This is a genomic window from Paenibacillus ottowii (assembly GCF_050516475.1).
Lineage (GTDB): Bacteria > Bacillota > Bacilli > Paenibacillales > Paenibacillaceae > Paenibacillus > Paenibacillus ottowii.
The window spans coordinates 4,908,601-4,926,152 of sequence record NZ_CP191577.1; the positions used below are offsets into that span (position 1 = coordinate 4,908,601).

At 42.7% G+C, this 17,552-nt stretch carries 17 protein-coding genes; 4 read left to right on the top strand and 13 right to left on the bottom strand.

Going from position 1 to position 17,552, the window contains the following annotated elements; genetic code table 11:
* Positions 1-521 precede the first annotated feature (521 nt).
* From ACQQ6X_RS22870 to ACQQ6X_RS22900, 7 genes are all read right to left on the bottom strand, one after another.
* Positions 522-1,325, bottom strand: a complete 804-nt coding sequence (locus ACQQ6X_RS22870) for a Cof-type HAD-IIB family hydrolase (protein ID WP_305167175.1) — start codon at positions 1,323-1,325, stop codon at positions 522-524.
* 28 nt (positions 1,326-1,353) lie between these two features.
* The gene (locus ACQQ6X_RS22875) at positions 1,354-2,157 is read right to left on the bottom strand and encodes a DeoR/GlpR family DNA-binding transcription regulator (RefSeq protein WP_430493604.1); all 804 of its coding nucleotides are present in this window, start codon (positions 2,155-2,157) and stop codon (positions 1,354-1,356) included.
* Positions 2,158-2,700: 543 nt separating this feature from the next.
* Positions 2,701-3,483 (bottom strand): MBL fold metallo-hydrolase, encoded by a 783-nt coding sequence (locus ACQQ6X_RS22880; protein ID WP_305167177.1) that lies wholly within the window; start codon positions 3,481-3,483, stop codon positions 2,701-2,703.
* A 406-nt stretch (positions 3,484-3,889) separates the two neighbouring features.
* Positions 3,890-4,771 (bottom strand): ergot alkaloid biosynthesis protein, encoded by an 882-nt coding sequence (locus ACQQ6X_RS22885; RefSeq protein ID WP_305167178.1) that lies wholly within the window; start codon positions 4,769-4,771, stop codon positions 3,890-3,892.
* Between the two features lie 36 nt (positions 4,772-4,807).
* Positions 4,808-5,221 (bottom strand): nuclear transport factor 2 family protein, encoded by a 414-nt coding sequence (locus tag ACQQ6X_RS22890; protein WP_305167180.1) that lies wholly within the window; start codon positions 5,219-5,221, stop codon positions 4,808-4,810.
* A 118-nt stretch (positions 5,222-5,339) separates the two neighbouring features.
* Positions 5,340-5,921 carry a TetR/AcrR family transcriptional regulator gene (locus ACQQ6X_RS22895; RefSeq protein ID WP_305167181.1) on the bottom strand — a complete coding sequence of 194 codons (582 nt, stop codon included), beginning with the start codon at positions 5,919-5,921 and terminating at the stop codon, positions 5,340-5,342.
* A 189-nt stretch (positions 5,922-6,110) separates the two neighbouring features.
* On the bottom strand, positions 6,111-6,455 hold the full coding sequence (locus ACQQ6X_RS22900) for a winged helix-turn-helix transcriptional regulator (protein ID WP_044785920.1): 345 nt from the start codon (positions 6,453-6,455) through the stop codon (positions 6,111-6,113).
* Between the two features lie 170 nt (positions 6,456-6,625).
* On the opposite strand from ACQQ6X_RS22900, the gene ACQQ6X_RS22905 reads away from it, so the two are divergent.
* Positions 6,626-7,354 carry an SDR family oxidoreductase gene (locus ACQQ6X_RS22905; RefSeq protein ID WP_305167182.1) on the top strand — a complete coding sequence of 243 codons (729 nt, stop codon included), beginning with the start codon at positions 6,626-6,628 and terminating at the stop codon, positions 7,352-7,354.
* Between the two features lie 120 nt (positions 7,355-7,474).
* On the opposite strand, the gene ACQQ6X_RS22910 is transcribed toward ACQQ6X_RS22905, so the two are convergent.
* Entirely contained in the window at positions 7,475-7,636 is a 162-nt protein-coding gene (locus ACQQ6X_RS22910) for a hypothetical protein (protein WP_326403607.1), read from the bottom strand.
* 180 nt (positions 7,637-7,816) lie between these two features.
* Here ACQQ6X_RS22910 and ACQQ6X_RS22915 point away from each other — a divergent pair, with 180 nt between their 5' ends.
* Complete coding sequence (locus ACQQ6X_RS22915; RefSeq protein WP_305167183.1) at positions 7,817-8,272, top strand: hypothetical protein; 456 nt, start codon at positions 7,817-7,819, stop codon at positions 8,270-8,272.
* A gap of 134 nt (positions 8,273-8,406) precedes the next feature.
* Here ACQQ6X_RS22915 and ACQQ6X_RS22920 read toward each other — a convergent pair whose 3' ends face one another.
* Positions 8,407-9,795 carry an MFS transporter gene (locus tag ACQQ6X_RS22920; protein WP_305167184.1) on the bottom strand — a complete coding sequence of 463 codons (1,389 nt, stop codon included), beginning with the start codon at positions 9,793-9,795 and terminating at the stop codon, positions 8,407-8,409.
* 317 nt (positions 9,796-10,112) lie between these two features.
* Here ACQQ6X_RS22920 and ACQQ6X_RS22925 point away from each other — a divergent pair, with 317 nt between their 5' ends.
* On the top strand, positions 10,113-11,126 hold the full coding sequence (locus tag ACQQ6X_RS22925; RefSeq protein ID WP_326403608.1) for a LacI family DNA-binding transcriptional regulator: 1,014 nt from the start codon (positions 10,113-10,115) through the stop codon (positions 11,124-11,126).
* 401 nt (positions 11,127-11,527) lie between these two features.
* Here ACQQ6X_RS22925 and ACQQ6X_RS22930 read toward each other — a convergent pair whose 3' ends face one another.
* The 3 genes from ACQQ6X_RS22930 to ACQQ6X_RS22940 all read right to left on the bottom strand — a co-directional run bounded on the left by ACQQ6X_RS22930 (position 11,528) and on the right by ACQQ6X_RS22940 (position 13,328).
* On the bottom strand, positions 11,528-11,743 hold the full coding sequence (locus ACQQ6X_RS22930; RefSeq protein WP_305167186.1) for a hypothetical protein: 216 nt from the start codon (positions 11,741-11,743) through the stop codon (positions 11,528-11,530).
* A 174-nt stretch (positions 11,744-11,917) separates the two neighbouring features.
* The gene (locus ACQQ6X_RS22935) at positions 11,918-12,889 is read right to left on the bottom strand and encodes an aldo/keto reductase (protein WP_305167187.1); all 972 of its coding nucleotides are present in this window, start codon (positions 12,887-12,889) and stop codon (positions 11,918-11,920) included.
* A 16-nt stretch (positions 12,890-12,905) separates the two neighbouring features.
* On the bottom strand, positions 12,906-13,328 hold the full coding sequence (locus tag ACQQ6X_RS22940) for a MerR family transcriptional regulator (protein ID WP_305167188.1): 423 nt from the start codon (positions 13,326-13,328) through the stop codon (positions 12,906-12,908).
* 1,171 nt (positions 13,329-14,499) lie between these two features.
* On the opposite strand from ACQQ6X_RS22940, the gene ACQQ6X_RS22945 reads away from it, so the two are divergent.
* The gene (locus tag ACQQ6X_RS22945; RefSeq protein WP_326403610.1) at positions 14,500-14,889 is read left to right on the top strand and encodes a hypothetical protein; all 390 of its coding nucleotides are present in this window, start codon (positions 14,500-14,502) and stop codon (positions 14,887-14,889) included.
* 285 nt (positions 14,890-15,174) lie between these two features.
* On the opposite strand, the gene ACQQ6X_RS22950 is transcribed toward ACQQ6X_RS22945, so the two are convergent.
* On the bottom strand, positions 15,175-17,172 hold the full coding sequence (locus ACQQ6X_RS22950; RefSeq protein ID WP_430493498.1) for a starch-binding protein: 1,998 nt from the start codon (positions 17,170-17,172) through the stop codon (positions 15,175-15,177).
* Between the last annotated feature and the right edge of the window lie 380 nt (positions 17,173-17,552).

Consider the following 17,552-nt stretch of genomic DNA (forward strand, 5'->3'; position numbering starts at 1 on the left):
ATATATATCCCATATGCTTCAGAACCAAAAAGTCGATACATTAATTCTCCTTTCATTTCTGAATAGATGATGCGATTTTTCTCTTGTGTAAACTATGATTTTAATTACTCTTATTACACCTTTTAAGATCTCATATATAATAGAAATTCCAACATAGATATAGGAAATAGTAATTCCTTTTCCATTTTGCATCCATATTGTTAATCTCTTCTGCTCCTCTGCAAAAACTACAGGCAAATAAGCTCTTCACTACAAATCTAGACGACCAAACTCCCAATCTATCTTTCCTCAGCTCTGTTGTAATCTGTCGTGCTGATTGGCCTCAACACAAAAAGAGATCAACGGTCGGAACACGTTGATCTCTTCTTGTCGTCTCACTCTGCTTTTCTTTTCCTACCGTTCTCGTCTCTCGCAGACCGAGAAAATACAAACTCAGTATCCTCAGGTTAAGTGTCCCCCTCCTTTCTATTTCCAATGCCTACCGTCTTTGGTATTTGGATATCCAACGCCATTGGATCATTTCAAACGGATAAAATGTATTTCTCCAAGCCTATTTTCAAACCGTCTTCATCATTACTCGATGTGACCCAGTCGGCAATTTTCTTAACTTCCTCCGGCGCATTCCCCATTGCAATTCCTAGGCCTGCGTACAAAATCATATCCATGTCATTATAGTTGTCTCCAATGGCCATCGATTCACGATAAGTAATATTAAATATCCCCTCGAGTTCCTGAATGGCATATGATTTGGACACCATCTCATCCATAATTTCCAGATAGTTTCCCTTGGATTTATAGACACTGATACCAGTAACTTCTTTTTTGATTTGTTGTACAAGCCGCTCAATGTCTTCTGGAGGTCCCATGCATAAAATTTTGTGAGTATCATGATCTTCTTCTATATATGAGGGGAGCACCCTCTGTATGGGAGAGGCATTAATAATTCTCGCTTCCTGAATTACCCATGGATTTTGAGTGTTATCAACAATCCACTGGTCATAGCCATACAAGTTAAAACTAATAGAAGGATAATGATCCGATACAATATCGTATAATTGTTTAATGCTCTTTTTCGATAAACAGATGCTATGGAGGATTTCCCTATTACAACCCAATATTAGAGCACCGCTATAACAAATGACAGGAGCGTGAATATTGAGCTGTTGCTGAAGAGCAAAAATGCTGCTTGGCATTCTCGCTGAAACAAGTACAAAAGGGATATTTCTTCCCACAACTTCTTGGATTGTATTTTTGGTGTCGAATGTAATTTGATGTTTTGAATCTAACAACGTCCCGTCAATATCGCTAAAGATTGCTTGTATCATGGCCCATGCTCCCTTGCGATTTTTATCACTATTCTTCCTCAAGCACCTTGATAACTTCTACTCCGCTATCCTGCAACATCAGCAATGAATGCTTCGGGGCATCCTGATTTGTAATTAGAATATCAATTTCGGAAAAATTCAGACCTTTAAACGGGCTTGTTAAATTAAATTTTTTGAAATCGGCAAGTAAAAATACTTCTCTGGCACGCCCCGATACCAGCTTTTTTACTAAAGCATCATCACGGTTTGCAAAATACACTCCGTCTTCCATAATGGCGGCAGCTCCTAAAAAAGCTTTGTCAAAAAAAACATCGTTCAACTGCATAGCCGTGTCGTAGTCATAAAAAAAACGGTTTTCATGATTAAATTTGCCCCCGAGCAAATTTATGTTAATTTCACTTTTTGCTGATAAAGCTTCTGCATTATCCAACGAGTGTGTGTAAACCGTCAGATTCTTGTCCAATTGCCCACAGAGCAGTTGAATGGTAGTCGACACATCCATGAAGCAAACATCTCCGTCAACAATGTGCGCAGAAGCTGCTTTTGCAATAAGCATCTTTTGCTTTGTTGCTGAGGTTACACGTTCCTTGTAGGCTCTTATTTCTTCTTTTAATAAGGGCAAGGCAATACCTCCATGAGTTCTGATAACCCCCCCTTCGTGAACAAGCTTAATAATATCCCTTCTTGCCGTATCTCTCGAGATGTTTAATAAATCGCAAATTTCCGAATTTGATAATTGGTTACGGCTTTGGAGATACTCCAAAATTTTTAAAAGTCGTTCCTCTTGGTGAATATAACCCCTCCCCCTTTCCCTATATTCATCATAAGCAATTTAACGCCTTTTGTTAAGTGTTTTTAAGTATTTTTTTCAAAAAGTAAGCAAATCGCTTATATTGAGTATTTCACATGATAAGTCCCCGGTCCGCATGCACATCGCATTAAGAGTCTCTCAATCGTTCAAAACCGCTCTCCTCATGCTAATACTCTCCAATATTCCGTAAGATTCATTCCTACCTAGTAAAGCCTGAAATACGCTGGCTCCTTTAACCACATCTAATCCTACAACCGGCTCCATAACATACTCCCTAATATTAAAGTTGCCGCCACTCCCACGATGGTTCCCCCCGTAGCTTCAATTGTGATACGAGATCCCTGTCTCAACCTGCTCAAACATGGTCATTGGGGGCAGTGAGAGAACTGTTTTCACGACGGGGCCCGCCCCAATAAAGTCCACGTTCTCTCGGATACCGCCATCATATGACGCCTAAGAAAAAAGGCCAACCAGAAATCTCTGGTTGACCTAATAATACGAAAAAAAGTCCTAGACTGTCGCTATTTTATTGAATTAACGTTCCCTGTTAGTTGGACAAGATTATTAGAACTGAACGCTAAATCCGTTGAATTTATGAATCCCAGTTCCAAATTTGACGAGATCATTTTCCCTGAGAAATTTAACTGCAATTTTTACTTCATCTAAAATTATTGGATTAAGCCCTAATGTATTATGAGAACCATATACCATTTTGACGTTGGGTATTCTTGCAATCTTTTCTAATGAATTTACTAAATCGACAGGGTTCGTTGAAGGATAAAAAGCATATATTGGCGTTTCATCATAAAGCAGGTCGCCAGTAAATAAATACCCTTTTGTTTCATCGAAAACTGAAATATGGCCAGGAGAATGTCCCGGAGTGTGATATATAATTAATCTTCTGTTCCCTAGATCGAATATATCACCATCCTTCAACAAACCTGTCGGCTTTCCTTTAAAGGGCTGGTATGTATCCGGATTAAATCTTTCTGGTGTAGGCAAAGTTATATCTCTTCTAATATCCTTCCTGATTTGCTCTATTGTTAAGCCTTGAATCCCGTTAATTAGCCAGTCTTCATCTCCTTTATGGACAAAGATCCGTTCAAATTCGCCATGGTTACCGATGTGGTCAGTGTGGACATGTGTCGTAATAACTTTTAGAGGTAAGGCTGTCAACTGGTCTGTTATTCTCTTGATATTATCAATCCCAAGACCTGTATCAATTAACACCCCTTCGTGATTCCCCAATAATAAAAATGAATGTACTTTCTCCCAATGTCCGTATTCACTAATTGCATATGTATTATCATCAATCCGTTGCACTGTAAACCAATGATCTTTAATCATACAAGCCTCCAAATTAGATTCTTCACGTCTTCTAAATTATACACTTATTTATCGCATTGAACTATTCTGCCCGTTAGTTTAATGAAGCATCGTCAGTTGTCATCAAGCAGCCCCCACAGAGTATCTCTGTCGGGCTGCTTCTTCTTTTTCTTTTCCCTACCGCGATCTAATAACTAACTCCATTTGCTTATCCGTCAAGGAGGAGTACACTAATCTTTTGCAGGAGGTCGACCTGAAAATCTTCTCTTTCCTCGGATAAATTTTGGACAAACTTATTGTACAGTGACACAAAGCTTACCTCTTTTTTGACAAAAAGTTGTGAAATAATGAGATTCTTACGCCTCTTCAAACTTTAAGCCAACACAGATAGCGTTACCGCTGTGTAATGTACACTGTTAGAGTTTGGCTAAAATGTTATAGTACTGATCGATTCCTGCATCCAGATGTCTGCGTGTTTCTGTGCAAATTGTTGGAAAGAGACAGGTGCCTTCCCAGTCACCCTCATTACAGTATCCGTTCTTAGATTTTCCGCCCCTTCCTCGCGAATTTTACGATCTAGTCTGGTCATGATTTCTGCATAATCCTTGCTTATCCCTGCCGCTAACCAGCTGTGGGTCAATTCATCATCTGATATTGATTTGTGTATAACCTTTCTTCCCGTTACTTCACTAATAATTCGACTAACATCATCATATGAAAGAGAATCCGGCCCCGTAATCATATGCTCCGTATTATGTGCATCCTTATCAATTAGTGCTCTTAAAGCGACTTCTGCGATGTCTTCAGCTGCTACAAAACCAACTTTTCCTTGCCCTGCTGCGCTAAAAATCAAATTTTGTTGTGAGATGGTTACTGCATGCTGACCTTCGGTGAAATTTTGCATAAAATAAGAAGGCCTGAGCACGGTCCATTCTGGAACCAATTTCTTCAGTAGTTGATGGACAGGGCCAAATACCGGACCTTCCTCTGGAATGGATGCACTGCTGAGAAGTACAAACCGCCGTACTCCCTGTTCCAACGCCTTTTCAATAAATGGTTTCATTACTTTAATGGGTTCTGGGTCGCCCACGGGTGCAACCAAATAAACTCGTTCAATATTATACAGGGCAGGGAGAAAAGTCGAACTATCGTACCAGTTGAAATAGACTTGATTTTGAGGGGTTGTAATGGCTTCTTTATTCCTCATGGTAATGATGTAGGAATATCCCTGCTGATTCAGCCTTTCTGCAATTCTTATCCCTGTCTTTCCTGTTCCACCTGTAATAAGTATCTTTTGTTGATTTATCATTTTGGTTTATCTCCTTTTAATTGTAAGTTTAAAAATCTAGTCTTGTGCAACTTCAAGTAAGACCGTTGGATTCCAATAATCTTTAAAAAGTGTTATCTTCCCATCCTTTAAGTGAAACATGGAAATATACCGCTGCCGATACGTTTTTTCTGTTCCTGTCATTACAGCATCGCATGTATACTCAGCAACCAATTTATCTTTAGATACAAACAGGTCTGGAGATGAGAAAGAGAGGATATTCATTTGCTTGAACAGCTCAAAAATGTAATTACGTATTTCTTCAATACCGACCAGTCTTTGAGTATAACCCTCTGGAGCATAAGGAAACTCAACGACGGCATCTTCTCGAAATAGCGTTAACCATCTTTCGAGATCCTGCGTTACTAAACTGCTTTGGAACACCTTTAGAATTTCGGTTGCCTGGGCTTCAAGAAAATTTCCACTTGCCATATCCATCTCTCCATTTTAATAGATCATTTAGTCCAAAATAAGCAAAAAAATACCGAAATCGGACTGTTTAGTCTGGAAATTCGAAAAATAATAATGAAGCCATGATAAAGCTCCATTATTAATCCAATACAGATAAACTTACCGCGACGTAATCATCCATAACCTTGGGGTCACTCGTCATTTTGGCCAATTGGGTCAAGGAGTATCTTGCAAAATTCAAGTAACGTGCCAAAGCTCGAAGGTCTCGGTCATTCGAGATTTCCCCATTCCCCTGACCCCGAACCAGAGTTTCAAAAAAGGCTTCTTCCAGTGTATTCAAATCTTTTAATAAAAAAGCTTTGATCTCCATGTCATGAGGCATCTGATCAATAGCTGAAAAAATAATAAAGCATTCCTTTTGCCGGTTCTTATCCTTTAATACCTTTGCTGCTTCATGAAATACATAAGTTATCCCCTGCTTTGCAGATTCAGAGGTCGCTAAATACTTCATGACTGCGTTACTCTTCTCATTAACGTAATGCTTCAGAGCAAGGACAAACAAGTCTCTCTTCGTACCATATGTGTCGTATAAGCTTTGCCGGGCAATACCGAGTCCCTTCAGCAGTTGAGGCAGTGAGGCTCCTTCATAGCCGTAATGTCCGAATACTTCCATAGCTTTATGCAGTACTTCTGTCGTATCAAATTCTTTGTTTCTTCCCAACTTCATCCTCCTTTCATCCTCATTATATTTTTTCAAGACTAAACAGTCAAGAAAACTTACATATTAATTCGTCCTCATTCATTGAAATAGATATAAATCACCAGCTTCAAAGAGGTTCTTCTTGGTTCGTCATATCTATAAGCAGAGAGTAAGCATACGGCTATCCACTAAGACTTCCCGATCGCAGACTTAGGAGAGAAACTCCTTTCCCCATACTCTTATAGAATCGATAATACTCGACAATTTATTTCCTTGTTCAGTTAGGAAGTATTCTACTTTGGGTGGCACAGTGTCATCTACCACCCTCTTCACAATTCCATCCGCCTCGAGTTCCCTGAGCTGTAAAGTCAGCATTCGTTGTGAAATCCCTGGTATTAATCGTCTAAGTTCATTAAATCTGACCGATTTTTCGGATAAAATGTCGATAATGATTCCCTTCCATTTTCCTCCTATCATATGTAAAGCCATTTCAACAGGGCAGGCTCTTATAACCTCTTCACTGCAATCGCCATATCCTTTTAATCCATATCCCATATCGCCACTCCTTTCATTGAGTTACAAAAATGTGCGTACTTACAAGTATCAATCATTTTCACTATATTAATTATATCAAAAATGACATGAGAAATAGTCAAGCAAAAGATAAGAATTTAATACATTTTTGTAAGTACAGGTTTTAGAAAATAGATTAGGGAGGTAATTTTATGTATAAGTCCAAGATCGTATTAATTACAGGTGGAAACAAAGGTATTGGTTTTGAGACAGCAAGACAATTGGGAAACATGGGGTATGAGATTTTAATAGGAGCAAGAAGCGAAAAAAAAGGGCATGAGGCCGTAACATTATTGGAAACGGAGAAAATTAAAGCTAAAACAGTGGTTCTTGATGTCACAAACACAAGCTCTGTTCTCTCCGCAGTGGAATGGATCGAGGAAGAATACGGATTGCTTGATATCTTGATTAATAATGCAGGCGTGTTTTTAGAAGGCGACATACCTCCGAGTGAATTGGAACTGTCCGTTCTGAAGAGTACTTATGAGACAAACGTTTTCGGCGTATTTTTTACTACTAAAGCAATGCTTCCATTGCTCCGAAACTCTTCTTCCGGAAGAATCGTTAATCTATCCAGCGGATTAGGTTCCTTAACCTTGAATTCAGACCCAACGTCGGAATTTTATAATGTGAATTCGCTCGCCTACAATAGTTCCAAAACCGCTGTAAATGCTTTAACCGTTTTTTTTGCTAAAGAATTAAGCGATTCTCCTGTTAAAATCAACTCAGTTTGCCCTGGATTTACAGCTACCGATTTAAATGGTAATAGTGGCTATCGTTCGGTCGAACAAGCAGCCTCCATTGTAGTGAAGCTTGCCACAATAAATAGTGACGGTCCAACTGGTGGCTTTTTTGACGATCATGGAGTTGTGCCTTGGTAAAACAGAAGGAATGGTTAGCGATACTGAAGACCTGTTGCTTCATCCCAAGATTGTCCAGAGTAGCGGAATAGATTCTCTGTGTACTCAACCCATGTTCATATATCCATTGTCGGCATAGGGTCAAGCCTTGTCCTCTGTCCACATAAACCAACCAGTGGAAGGAGTCCATGACGAACCAGTCATGGACTCCAGGTTCTTCTTCTCCGCGTTCATCCATGCATCATATTCATCGAAAGTCCAGTATTCCACAGCAGGCACTGAAACGATGACCTCAGTTTCCACTTATCCAACATAGCTGGGTGCCGAATATATAAACTCGTAATCGGCGTTAGCCCTATCTCTTGATGCTTGCAAGCTTTCATTGTTGATTTGGCAAGGTACGAACAACGATATGGAAAGGAATGTGATATACTCAGGGAAATAATTCTAGAAAGTTTATTTTATATCGGAGGAGTAGTCGAGATGCTATCGGAAAAAGTGATCAATTATTGCAAAAGCAAAAACTGGTGGTTTGAAGACATTACAGAGGAGTATGAACACGCATTAGTAAAGTTAGGCATCGATTTGGGTTCAGATTTTGCTGCGTTTTATTTGCATGCAGAGGATGGGCCGACTTTCTTTAATAGACGACGTGAAATCTACCAGATTTGTTGGTTTATGATCAATTCTTCGGATTATATGTTAGGCATGGAGAGAACTCATGTCGGTTTAAACCTGCCTGAAGAATATATTCCGTTGGATAACTTTGAAAGGGAGTTCGGCTTTTTTTATAATAAGAACACAGATGAAGTGGTAGGCTTAGGATTGGGCCAGCAGATGAAGGATTTTTTTGCTGGTAAATTGAATTCGCAATGGAAAAGCTTTAACTCCTTCCTAAAGTGGTATTTTGAACTGACAGATTCGTCTGTGACTACATAGAAAAAGGCCGTCAGCTACCGCCACCACTGAAGATTACTTCAATGAAAAAAAGCAGCCCCTTTCGAACTCCCCTACTGCTACTCACTTCAACAATAGAATGAGTTCATTCAAGGGCTACCTCATTTACTAAGTAATTACTCAGCGTTTTTTAAGTATTCAAGCTCTTTGACAATACCCGGAAATAATTTATCAAGGTTGTAAAATGCCAGTAATAAAATTTGCAGGGCAGCCAAGATAATTGGGACGTAGATAAACATGAAATGAATAGACGCTAGCGCAGTGGCACTGATTGTTGCTTGTCCACCAGCATATCCTCCCAATGCCAGTCCCCAGCCGATGACTGCTGCTCCCAAACCGCCTCCCGCTTTTGTGCCGAAGCTACCCGCACTATACACCAGTCCTTCGGTACGCATCCCTGTCTTCCATTCCCCATACTCAATGGTATCTGCCAGCATGGCAAAGAAGGTTCCGAGAATAGCGGCATGTCCAAGCGCCTTAATAACGAGTCCCAGGCAGACCGCCATAAGACTTGTGGGACTGACGGCAATGACAACCGATCCCACAATCAAGAGGATACTTCCTATAATAGAAGAATTCCGTTTACCGATCCGCTTGACGACGGGGGGCAATAGCATATAACCAAACAGGGAAGGAAGCAGTAAGGATATGCCGAGCACTCCAATCAGATTGGCGTCTTTTAACACATAACGTGCGTAGTAAATATTCATACCTGTGCCCAGTGCGTTATTTATAAAATAGAGCACAGCAAACCCAAGAATCAATTTCCAATATTTATTACGCATCAACGCTCCAAAAGCGCGTCCAAGCGGAATTGGCTTTTGTACAACAGATGGAGTGACCCTTTCCTTGGTACTAAAGAAGGTAACGAGAAATAAGAAAGTTCCGAGCAATCCAAATATAATAAAGGTGAAAATCCACCCTTTTTGACCGCCGCCGAACGACTTCACTAACGGAAGGGTGAAATAATTAATTAGCAAGGCACCAATATTCGCCAGACTCATACGAAAAATATTAAGCAGAGAACGCTGGTAAGAATCCTGCGTTATCATGGAATTAAGCACACCATAAGGGACATTAATGCTGGAATAGATAAAGTTCATCAGCAGATAGGTAACGTAAATGTATAAAATAGTGATCGTCATATTTCCACTTGGAACCGTGAACAAGAGAATTCCAGACAACGCAAACGGCCCGGACATCCACAGTAACCAGGGACGGGCCTTCCCGTGTCTGCTCTTCGTTTTATCGATCAAAGCCCCAATCGCGACGTCAATAAACGCATCCAGTACGCGTGCAACTAGCATTAAAGTACCAATGACCCCGGCGCTGATCCCGATTACATCTGTGTAAAAGTAGGACAGAAATGTCATTGCGGCGGCAAACAGCAACTGGCTGGCAAAATCACCGAATCCATAGCCAATTTTTTCTTTCAGCGTAATATTTGAACCGGTTTGCACTGAAGCCTCATTCCCCATTACAACAATATCGCTCGAACTTCTCATCCTCATGCTCCTTTACCCCTGTTATTCTTTACAATCCAAGGCTATCAAGAAAACGTTTTCTCGATAATCAAAAAAACAAGCTGAAATACCTTGAATCCAGCTGGTTATTGGTAAAAACAATTATTTTTGTCCAGAAAATACTAGAAAACGTTTTCCGGAGTTGATTATACTCCCCTCATAAATCAAGGTCAAGCGCTTTTTTCGTTCTGGAATCTTTGTTAAACTCAATAAACAATTCAATAAACTGATATAATAAATTCAATTCACTTTGAGAACCTTTTTCTAAATAAATACTTGCTTGAAAGTCGGTGTGTACAATGAAAATGACTATAAAAGATGTGGCTCGAATGGCCAATGTCTCCATTTCAACGGTTTCCAGAGTAATCAATAATAGCCAGACGGTAAACAGTGAAATACGCAAACGAGTTCAGGATGTCCTTGAAGCTACTCAATTCCGTCCAAATGCCATAGCACGAACGCTGGTAAAGAATAATACATCTCTGATTGGAGTACTTCTGCCCGCGATTAAAAACAACGTCTTTGATGACATGGTTGAAGGCATCAATCAAGTAGCACATCTATACGGCTTCGATGTCATAATCGCCTTGTCAGGGGGAGACGCAGACTCTGAGATGCACTATTACAATATGTTCCGTGAAATGCAGGCGAGCGGAATTATTATATCGGTAAGCGGAATCCGGGATGCGCTATTCGCGCTCATTGAAGCGGCGAGAATTCCCTGTATCCTTGTCGGACGGGATTTTCGAGACCAATCCATTCCTTCTGTACATGTTGACAACATAACAGCTGCTTTTGAAGCGGTAACTTATCTAATTCAGCAGGGGCACCAGGATATCGCGATGCTGCGCGGACCAGCGGGGGATATTTCAGTGGGCAATCAGCGTTTTTTGGGCTATGAACAGGCATTAAAGGCCGCTCACCTGCCAGTACGTCCCGAACATGTGCTGGAAAGCGGTTATTCAGTTGAAGACGGCATAACCTCTATGAGAAAGCTTTATCATTCAGGTCCATTGCCTAGTGCGGTATTCTGCGCAACAGACCGAACTGCCATAGGCGCTATGAACTTTCTAACCGAGAATGGGGTGAAAATACCTGAACAGGTCTCCTTCCTGGGATTTGACGACATTGATATGGCTACAATAATCCGGCCTACATTGTCAACTGTCCGATATTCAGCATCTGAACTTGGAATGGTCGCCGCCCGCAATCTCATTAAGCTTATTAGAGGAGAGGAATTGGCGGCTGCCCACTGGTCCATATCGCATCAGTTAGAAATTCGGGACAGCAGTGCAAAATATGGAGTATCCTAATCTCTGCATGCTCCTACGCGGTTGCTGGAAGTGCATAATCGGCTGATATGGTCTTTTCAACGAATCCGACGCCGATAATGGAAACGCCACCCTGTAAAATTTTTTCCGAAAAGAGCTCAGTATGTTGGGAGTTCTGCCGAATATCCGGTGACCTCGGTGAAGGCGGCGTTTACGGTATGGATCAAGTCCAAAGAAAATTAAGTATTAGACTTCAGTTGTTGATCTGACGCGGTTTCAGATTTTGAAAAACTTCAGGTGTTGAGAAATAAGTTTTAGACTGCCCCCAACATTTCATACGGCGGCAGCCATGAACGAGAAAATAAAGTCATAGACTGCTGTTGTGTTGTTCAACTAACGATTCCAGTTAGTTCAATAACTAATAGACGGGAGGGCACATTTGCTTATAGCGACGCCATTCGGTTAAGCACGTCACGGAAGTCGCGAGCGTGAAAGGTCGCCAAGACGGCTGACGGATACTGTGCCGTCTCGTACGCTGTCGCAAGCTTGACGATTCTCGCAGCGACGTCTCCGGATTGTTCGTAATAAGCTTGCCAAATGGCATAATATTGAGCGGGCGGTACGACCAGTCCGTTAATTATGGTTATCGGAAGATTCAATTGGCGCGCAACGTCAATGGGTTCTATTCGATTTCTCTCAGGCTAGTCCAGAAGCCTGGAGCGATTTTAATTCGATCTGTAAAACGAGCGTTCATGGCTGCCGACATCCTGAGACAATATCCAATTGCAAATAGCCCACGGAGCCCGTGGACCACTGCTTCTTCTGATTATAGTCTAGCCGTCGAGCAGCGTCATCTGTTCTTTCATATAACGCGTGCCGTGAACGACATTCTTGGGGCTGACCTGATCGATTCGTTCGAGGTCCTCCTTCATGAGAAGGATATCAGCCGCGGCCGCATTTTCCTCCAGGTACTTGATACGCTTCGTACCCGGGATAGGCAGCGCCCCGTTGGCAATCGTCCAGGCAATGGCCAATTGGGATGGTGTACAGTTCTTCTCCATCGCGATCTCTTTAATCTTGTCGACAACCTCAATGTTCTTCCGGAAGTTGTCTCCTTGGAACCGCGGCATCCATCTGCGAAGATCGTCGGCGGCCAGATCCTCGAAAGTGCGAAGCTCGCCGGAGATAAAGCCCCTGCTCAGTGGACTGTAGGCCACATGGGTAATCCCCAGCTCTCTTACGGTAGGGAGTATCTCCTCTTCGATGTCACGGCTCCAAAGCGAATACTCACTCTCTAGCACGGAGATCGGATACACGGCATGAGCCCGGCGAATGGTGGAAGCGGAAGCCTCGGACAGGCCGAGCGCCCGAACTTTGCCTGCCTTGACCAAGTCTGCCATCGCCCCGACCGTCTCCTCTATCGGGATTTGCGGATCGACGCGGTGTTGGTAGTATAGATCGATGTAATCCGTATTCAAACGGCGAAGGCTATCCTCCACTGCTTTCTTAACGTAATCAGGATGGCCACTGATGCTCTCGTAATTTGGGGTGTACGAGAACTTGGTGGCGATAATGGCCTGCTCGCGGCGCCCTTGAAGAGCACGGCCGAGCAGCTTTTCGTTATGCCCGTTCCCGTATACGTCCGCGGTATCGAACATCGTGACACCTATGTCCAAAGCGCGATGGATCGTTTGGATTGACTGTTCGTCGTTAGTCTCCCCGTAAATGCCTGGAGACATTCCCATAATTCCCAGTCCGATCGAAGAGACGAGGATATTGCTATTGCCCAAAATTCTTTGCTGCATTTGTTAATCCCTCATTCTATGTTTGTTGTCGCTCTGACTCCTCCATCTTGATTAACAACTGGCTCTCGGAAGGGATCCTCCCTTTCTCGATGTCTTCGTATATCGACAGTTTGTTATTGACGGCGTCGAGCGCTTCGGCCAATTCGTTCTGGCGGCGCAATAAATCTACCTTGTACTGGTTCAAGATCGCTTTGCGCTGTGGAATCGTGGAATCACCATCGAGCGCAAGATCCACCATCTCCTTCAGCAACGACAGCTTCATCCCTGTCGCCCGGAAACATGTCATCAGCCGGATCCAATCTAGGTGGTCTTGTTCGAACAGTCGATTCCCGTTCTTATCTCTCTTAATGTAAGGGAGCAATCCCTCCTTCTCGTAAAAACGAATCGTATGAGCCGGGCAACCAAGCCGCTCTGAAGCTTCTTTGATCGTGAATGCCATTGGCCGGATCGCTCCTTATCGGTTATTTTCAGACGGAATCGGCTGGTTCTTCCTCATCCTAAACCTTAAAGTACACTTTAAGGCAAGCGTTATTTTGGGAGACAGCTGTTAACGTCTGAACTACTGGTTATCATTATAATGTCCATCATTGACCCTATTTAGGGGGGGGGCTGTGAAAACTGGAGCTATAATAGAAGCACCTTCGGCGTTAAAATACGCACAATGTTCGTTCCAATATCGTTTATTTTCGAATCCTTCTTGCTTACTCAATGGACACTTCGTGCATCTGAGTGTTCTACCAAACAAAAGTCGGCACTAAACAGAGAAAAAGGCAGCTGGATTAAATACTCGCTGCCTAAACTAAACTGCCAGTTAGCTCAATGAAGCATCTTCAGTCTACAACTTTATTTGCCTAGTCTAACACTTTATTTTTCAGTCTAGAACTTTATTTTCTTCTGACAGATCACACCCTTGGCATCAGTCACTATCACGGCATTGGCTGTGGACCTGATAATATCCGACGCAAACTCAAGACCGCCCCATTCCCGATACCGGCAAACACGAACCTAAGAACTACAAAAGGGTTGGACTTGTCCGACATCTCCCGCCTACTGGACAGAGAAAGGTAGCCAAGGAAAATGACTGTATTCATCAGCCTTGCGCCGAACGATTGGTTAGAATCCCCGTCGGAATTCGTAGCAGAGAGCCAAAATTACCGGAATCGCGGTGGACCATGCTCTTTGTCCAGGTGTTAGCTTGACTTGTGTAAGAAATTAGGAAAGAGATCAAGACCAAGACCATAAAGAAGACACCTAGACTTAGGGTTTGCGATGGCAACTGAATTTTTTTAACCATTTATAGCTCCCCTTTGGAGATTATTCGCGTTGCAAATACAGGATATAATATCCATTTTTGAAAATTCTTTGACCTTTCAAATATTCAATTTCGGGAGTTACCAAAAGATGGATCCCTCCACCGACTATAAAACACGGCGAATTTCCGTTTGGGCTAAAATATGAAATGAACGAAAAAAATAGGATGTAAGTGATAGCGTTGTTTGCGATTTTACTAATATTTCTGTGGACGCTGGGGGATTCGGTAAAATATTGATTCTCATGATCTTAGCGTGGCAAAACCGTAGGTGCTCCAGAAAACATCAATATAAAGCAAAATGCGATCATTGTTGCCATCGCATGCCAAAAAGAGCGAACTTCACCGGGCGTCGCCACCAGGTAAAATTCGCTCCAAGTTAGGGGAAGCTTTTGAAGCTACCCCATCCCATCACCTATCATCTAGCTGTACGAATGACTATAAAATTATTATACATTCACATGTGGACGATAAAATAAGGATGAACATGAGTATTTTTTCTACTTTATTACATTTAGCCCACAAAAGTGACAAAGAAGCAAAAGCCAAAGTGATTACCCTTTTCCTTGAACAATTGATACTGCCTATTTCAATTTCCTTCCTTTCTTCTCCTGTGAAAACAGAAGAGCCGAAGCGGAAGAGCCATAATAGCGTTATAAAACCATTTCCGTATACGCTGGCAATTTCTTGACGACTGGCCCTCTGTTCTGCAAGCTCTCGTTTTGGGTGTCGATCTCCTGGATGGGCGCAGTCTGCGGTACTATGAATGAATTTGTTTTCCTTCTGGAGTGCATGGTGTTTTTTCTTGGCTTTTCAGACGTGTCTATTCCCATTTACTTTATCCCATACTTTTTTAGCCTTACGTATACAGTTAACTTTGATACTTATCGATCAACTACTCATTATTTTTTCTTGGGAATCAACATCTTGTCATAATAAAAATCTCTAGACTATCCCCGTGGAATGCTACTTTCGGTTATTGATCGTAACCGTCGGTTATCCAGAGGGGATTTTGCGAAGTAATCTGCCCTTCTTTGATCCATTTCTCGCCACTTACAGCATATCCAGGCATTTGCGATCCGGGCACCTGATTTCCGTTGGAGTTGAATATGACCTTTGCCTGTTTCCAGCCCGGAGCTCTATATACATACCAGCCGTTACCCTCATCCTGCATGGCCACACCCGGCCAAGCAGAGCCTTCCCTGAGCGGAGTTACGGAATCATCGTAATAGTAGATGTTCGGTGCTCCCCAGCTAGAAGGCTTGTAGAAATGAACGGTTATACCCGAGCTCGGTTCCTCCTTCGTATACCTAAAAGTCTTCTCTGTTTGACCGGACATATTCGCGGCTACAATCTTCAGAACAAACGTTGATCCGATTGAAGTCCCAGCGCCAATGCTGACCATATCCCCTGATTTGAACGGAATTTCCGGTCCCCCGTTCAAAGTGTAGGTTGCCGAGTTTGCATTGGAATAGTTTATTCTCACGTTAACAGAATCTGTATAGAAAGGGCCTTCTCCGGGATCGACAGATACTGTCGGAGTTTGCTGCGCCACATTATACAGTACGGCGATCTTGCCTCCGTCCAGATGACCAGTAATTCTGCCGTTCGATACCGTAAACGATCCACCACCGCTGGCCTTGTTCTGATAAACGCCGTCCTCCAGTCTGGTAGGGGAGTTGATTTGAGCATTGCCTCCAAGATTTATAATCGTCATGCCCTTGGTTCCGCGTTCAACCTGCATAATTTGATTTCCTTGAGTCCTAAGGTATTCGTCTTGACCTACCATTGCATTGTGGAACTTGTTAACGGCAACGATGTCCGGGTCCTTCCAGAGCGTATTCCCCGCATCGCCGAGTCGATTCGCAAATTTTCCACTTCCTGCCGGTCTGTTGAAGAACAGAGAGGTCGTCTCCGCCCGGGAGGCGATAATTGCCCAGCCCATTTTGATCTGCCAATCGTTCAACCCCGTCGACTCGCTGTTGTCATTTGCATAAGTGTCATGCGATTCCACCCAGGTAACCAACTTGGAAGGGCTTACATTATTAGCGTTAAAAGATTTGGCCGCATCAACATTGGTGCCACCGTGATAGCCAACAGCGCTTCTGACACTGCCCCCGTAGCTGGAGGCGCTCAAACTGAGGTAATTGGCATAGCTAGCAAAGTTGTCAGCTCCGCCTTGAAGCACTTCCCCGTAATTAAACAGTTTGTCCTTATTGTTCAACGAGCCCAGTACCCGGGGCCAGAAGTTGGAGCCCCCCGGATCGTTAGGCAGCTCAATATGCTTAGCGGCGTCGAATCTGAAGCCGTCGGCGCCCAAGGAAATGGCGTCATTCAGGAAGCCGATAATGATATCTTGCAATTCCTGATTAGACGTGTTGAGGTCGGGCAGACCAATTCCCCACTGCGTGACTTGCCAACGGTCATTCCAGTTTTCCACGCCTCTGGCCTCATGCCAGAAATAGCGGTTATTCTTGATCACCGGATCAACATTATGCGCCGGCTGATACTGCTGATTTCCACCGCCCGCATTCCCCGTATGATTGGCGACAACATCAACGATAACACTTATGCCGTATTTATGCGCTTCCTGGCAAAGCTGTCTGAAATCCTCCCTGCTTCCCAATTGAGAGTTGCCAATATTAAAGTTGATAGGCTGGTACAAAATCCACCACTTGCTGCCTTCTGTCACCCCTTCCTTGTTGGCTTGGATTGGTGAAGTTTGCACCGCTTTAAATCCCGCCTGAGCCAGTTCAGGAAGGTTCCTGGTGATGTTGGCAAAAGACCAGTTCCACGCATGAAAAATAAGACCATCCTTCGTCCTTTCCGGAAGTTCGTAGTTTGTGGCAGCTGTTAGCTTCGAGTCTGAACCGCCTAACTGCTGAACATCAGCATTCGCCTGTGCTTCGGGAGTAAACCCAATCGTTTGTAACAACAATACGACAAAGAGAACAATACTCCAGGTACGTCTCAAAACGGGGCTTGTCTTCCTCCTCATGCTTAAACACTCCTTTGTTAATTTTATTTTACAACCAACCTCTCTTATGAGATTAGGAGTAAATAAAAGAGGACAAAACAAACTGTATACGCTTTCATTGAGTGCAATCGATTGCATTTGATTGCACTCAATGACATGATTTCATTTATTTAACAACTTGTCAACACTTATATTCAAGATAAATTTATAAGCTTTTCGGATATTGGCTTCAATTATGAACAGACTATCTTAGGTTTGAAATATATGTCCCTAGCAAAGCATTGACCAGTAAAAGTATGGTTGATATAATCATAAAAGGAAAAATCATTGGTATAGAGCCTGTCTGAATGCGCTGTTCTCATAGTTTATTTTGTAAG

Bases quoted from the DNA above. Each gene is read 5' to 3' on its own strand.
- ACQQ6X_RS22870 (WP_305167175.1), bottom strand. From the start codon at position 1,325: ATGATACAAGCAATCTTTAGCGATATTGACGGGACGTTGTTAGATTCA.
- ACQQ6X_RS22880 (WP_305167177.1), bottom strand. From the start codon at position 3,483: ATGATTAAAGATCATTGGTTTACAGTGCAACGGATTGATGATAATACA.
- ACQQ6X_RS22885 (WP_305167178.1), bottom strand. From the start codon at position 4,771: ATGATAAATCAACAAAAGATACTTATTACAGGTGGAACAGGAAAGACA.
- ACQQ6X_RS22890 (WP_305167180.1), bottom strand. From the start codon at position 5,221: ATGGCAAGTGGAAATTTTCTTGAAGCCCAGGCAACCGAAATTCTAAAG.
- ACQQ6X_RS22900 (WP_044785920.1), bottom strand. From the start codon at position 6,455: ATGGGATATGGATTAAAAGGATATGGCGATTGCAGTGAAGAGGTTATA.
- ACQQ6X_RS22905 (WP_305167182.1), top strand. From the start codon at position 6,626: ATGTATAAGTCCAAGATCGTATTAATTACAGGTGGAAACAAAGGTATT.
- ACQQ6X_RS22915 (WP_305167183.1), top strand. From the start codon at position 7,817: ATGCTATCGGAAAAAGTGATCAATTATTGCAAAAGCAAAAACTGGTGG.
- ACQQ6X_RS22920 (WP_305167184.1), bottom strand. From the start codon at position 9,795: ATGAGAAGTTCGAGCGATATTGTTGTAATGGGGAATGAGGCTTCAGTG.
- ACQQ6X_RS22925 (WP_326403608.1), top strand. From the start codon at position 10,113: ATGAAAATGACTATAAAAGATGTGGCTCGAATGGCCAATGTCTCCATT.
- ACQQ6X_RS22935 (WP_305167187.1), bottom strand. From the start codon at position 12,889: ATGCAGCAAAGAATTTTGGGCAATAGCAATATCCTCGTCTCTTCGATC.
- ACQQ6X_RS22940 (WP_305167188.1), bottom strand. From the start codon at position 13,328: ATGGCATTCACGATCAAAGAAGCTTCAGAGCGGCTTGGTTGCCCGGCT.
- ACQQ6X_RS22945 (WP_326403610.1), top strand. From the start codon at position 14,500: ATGCGATCATTGTTGCCATCGCATGCCAAAAAGAGCGAACTTCACCGG.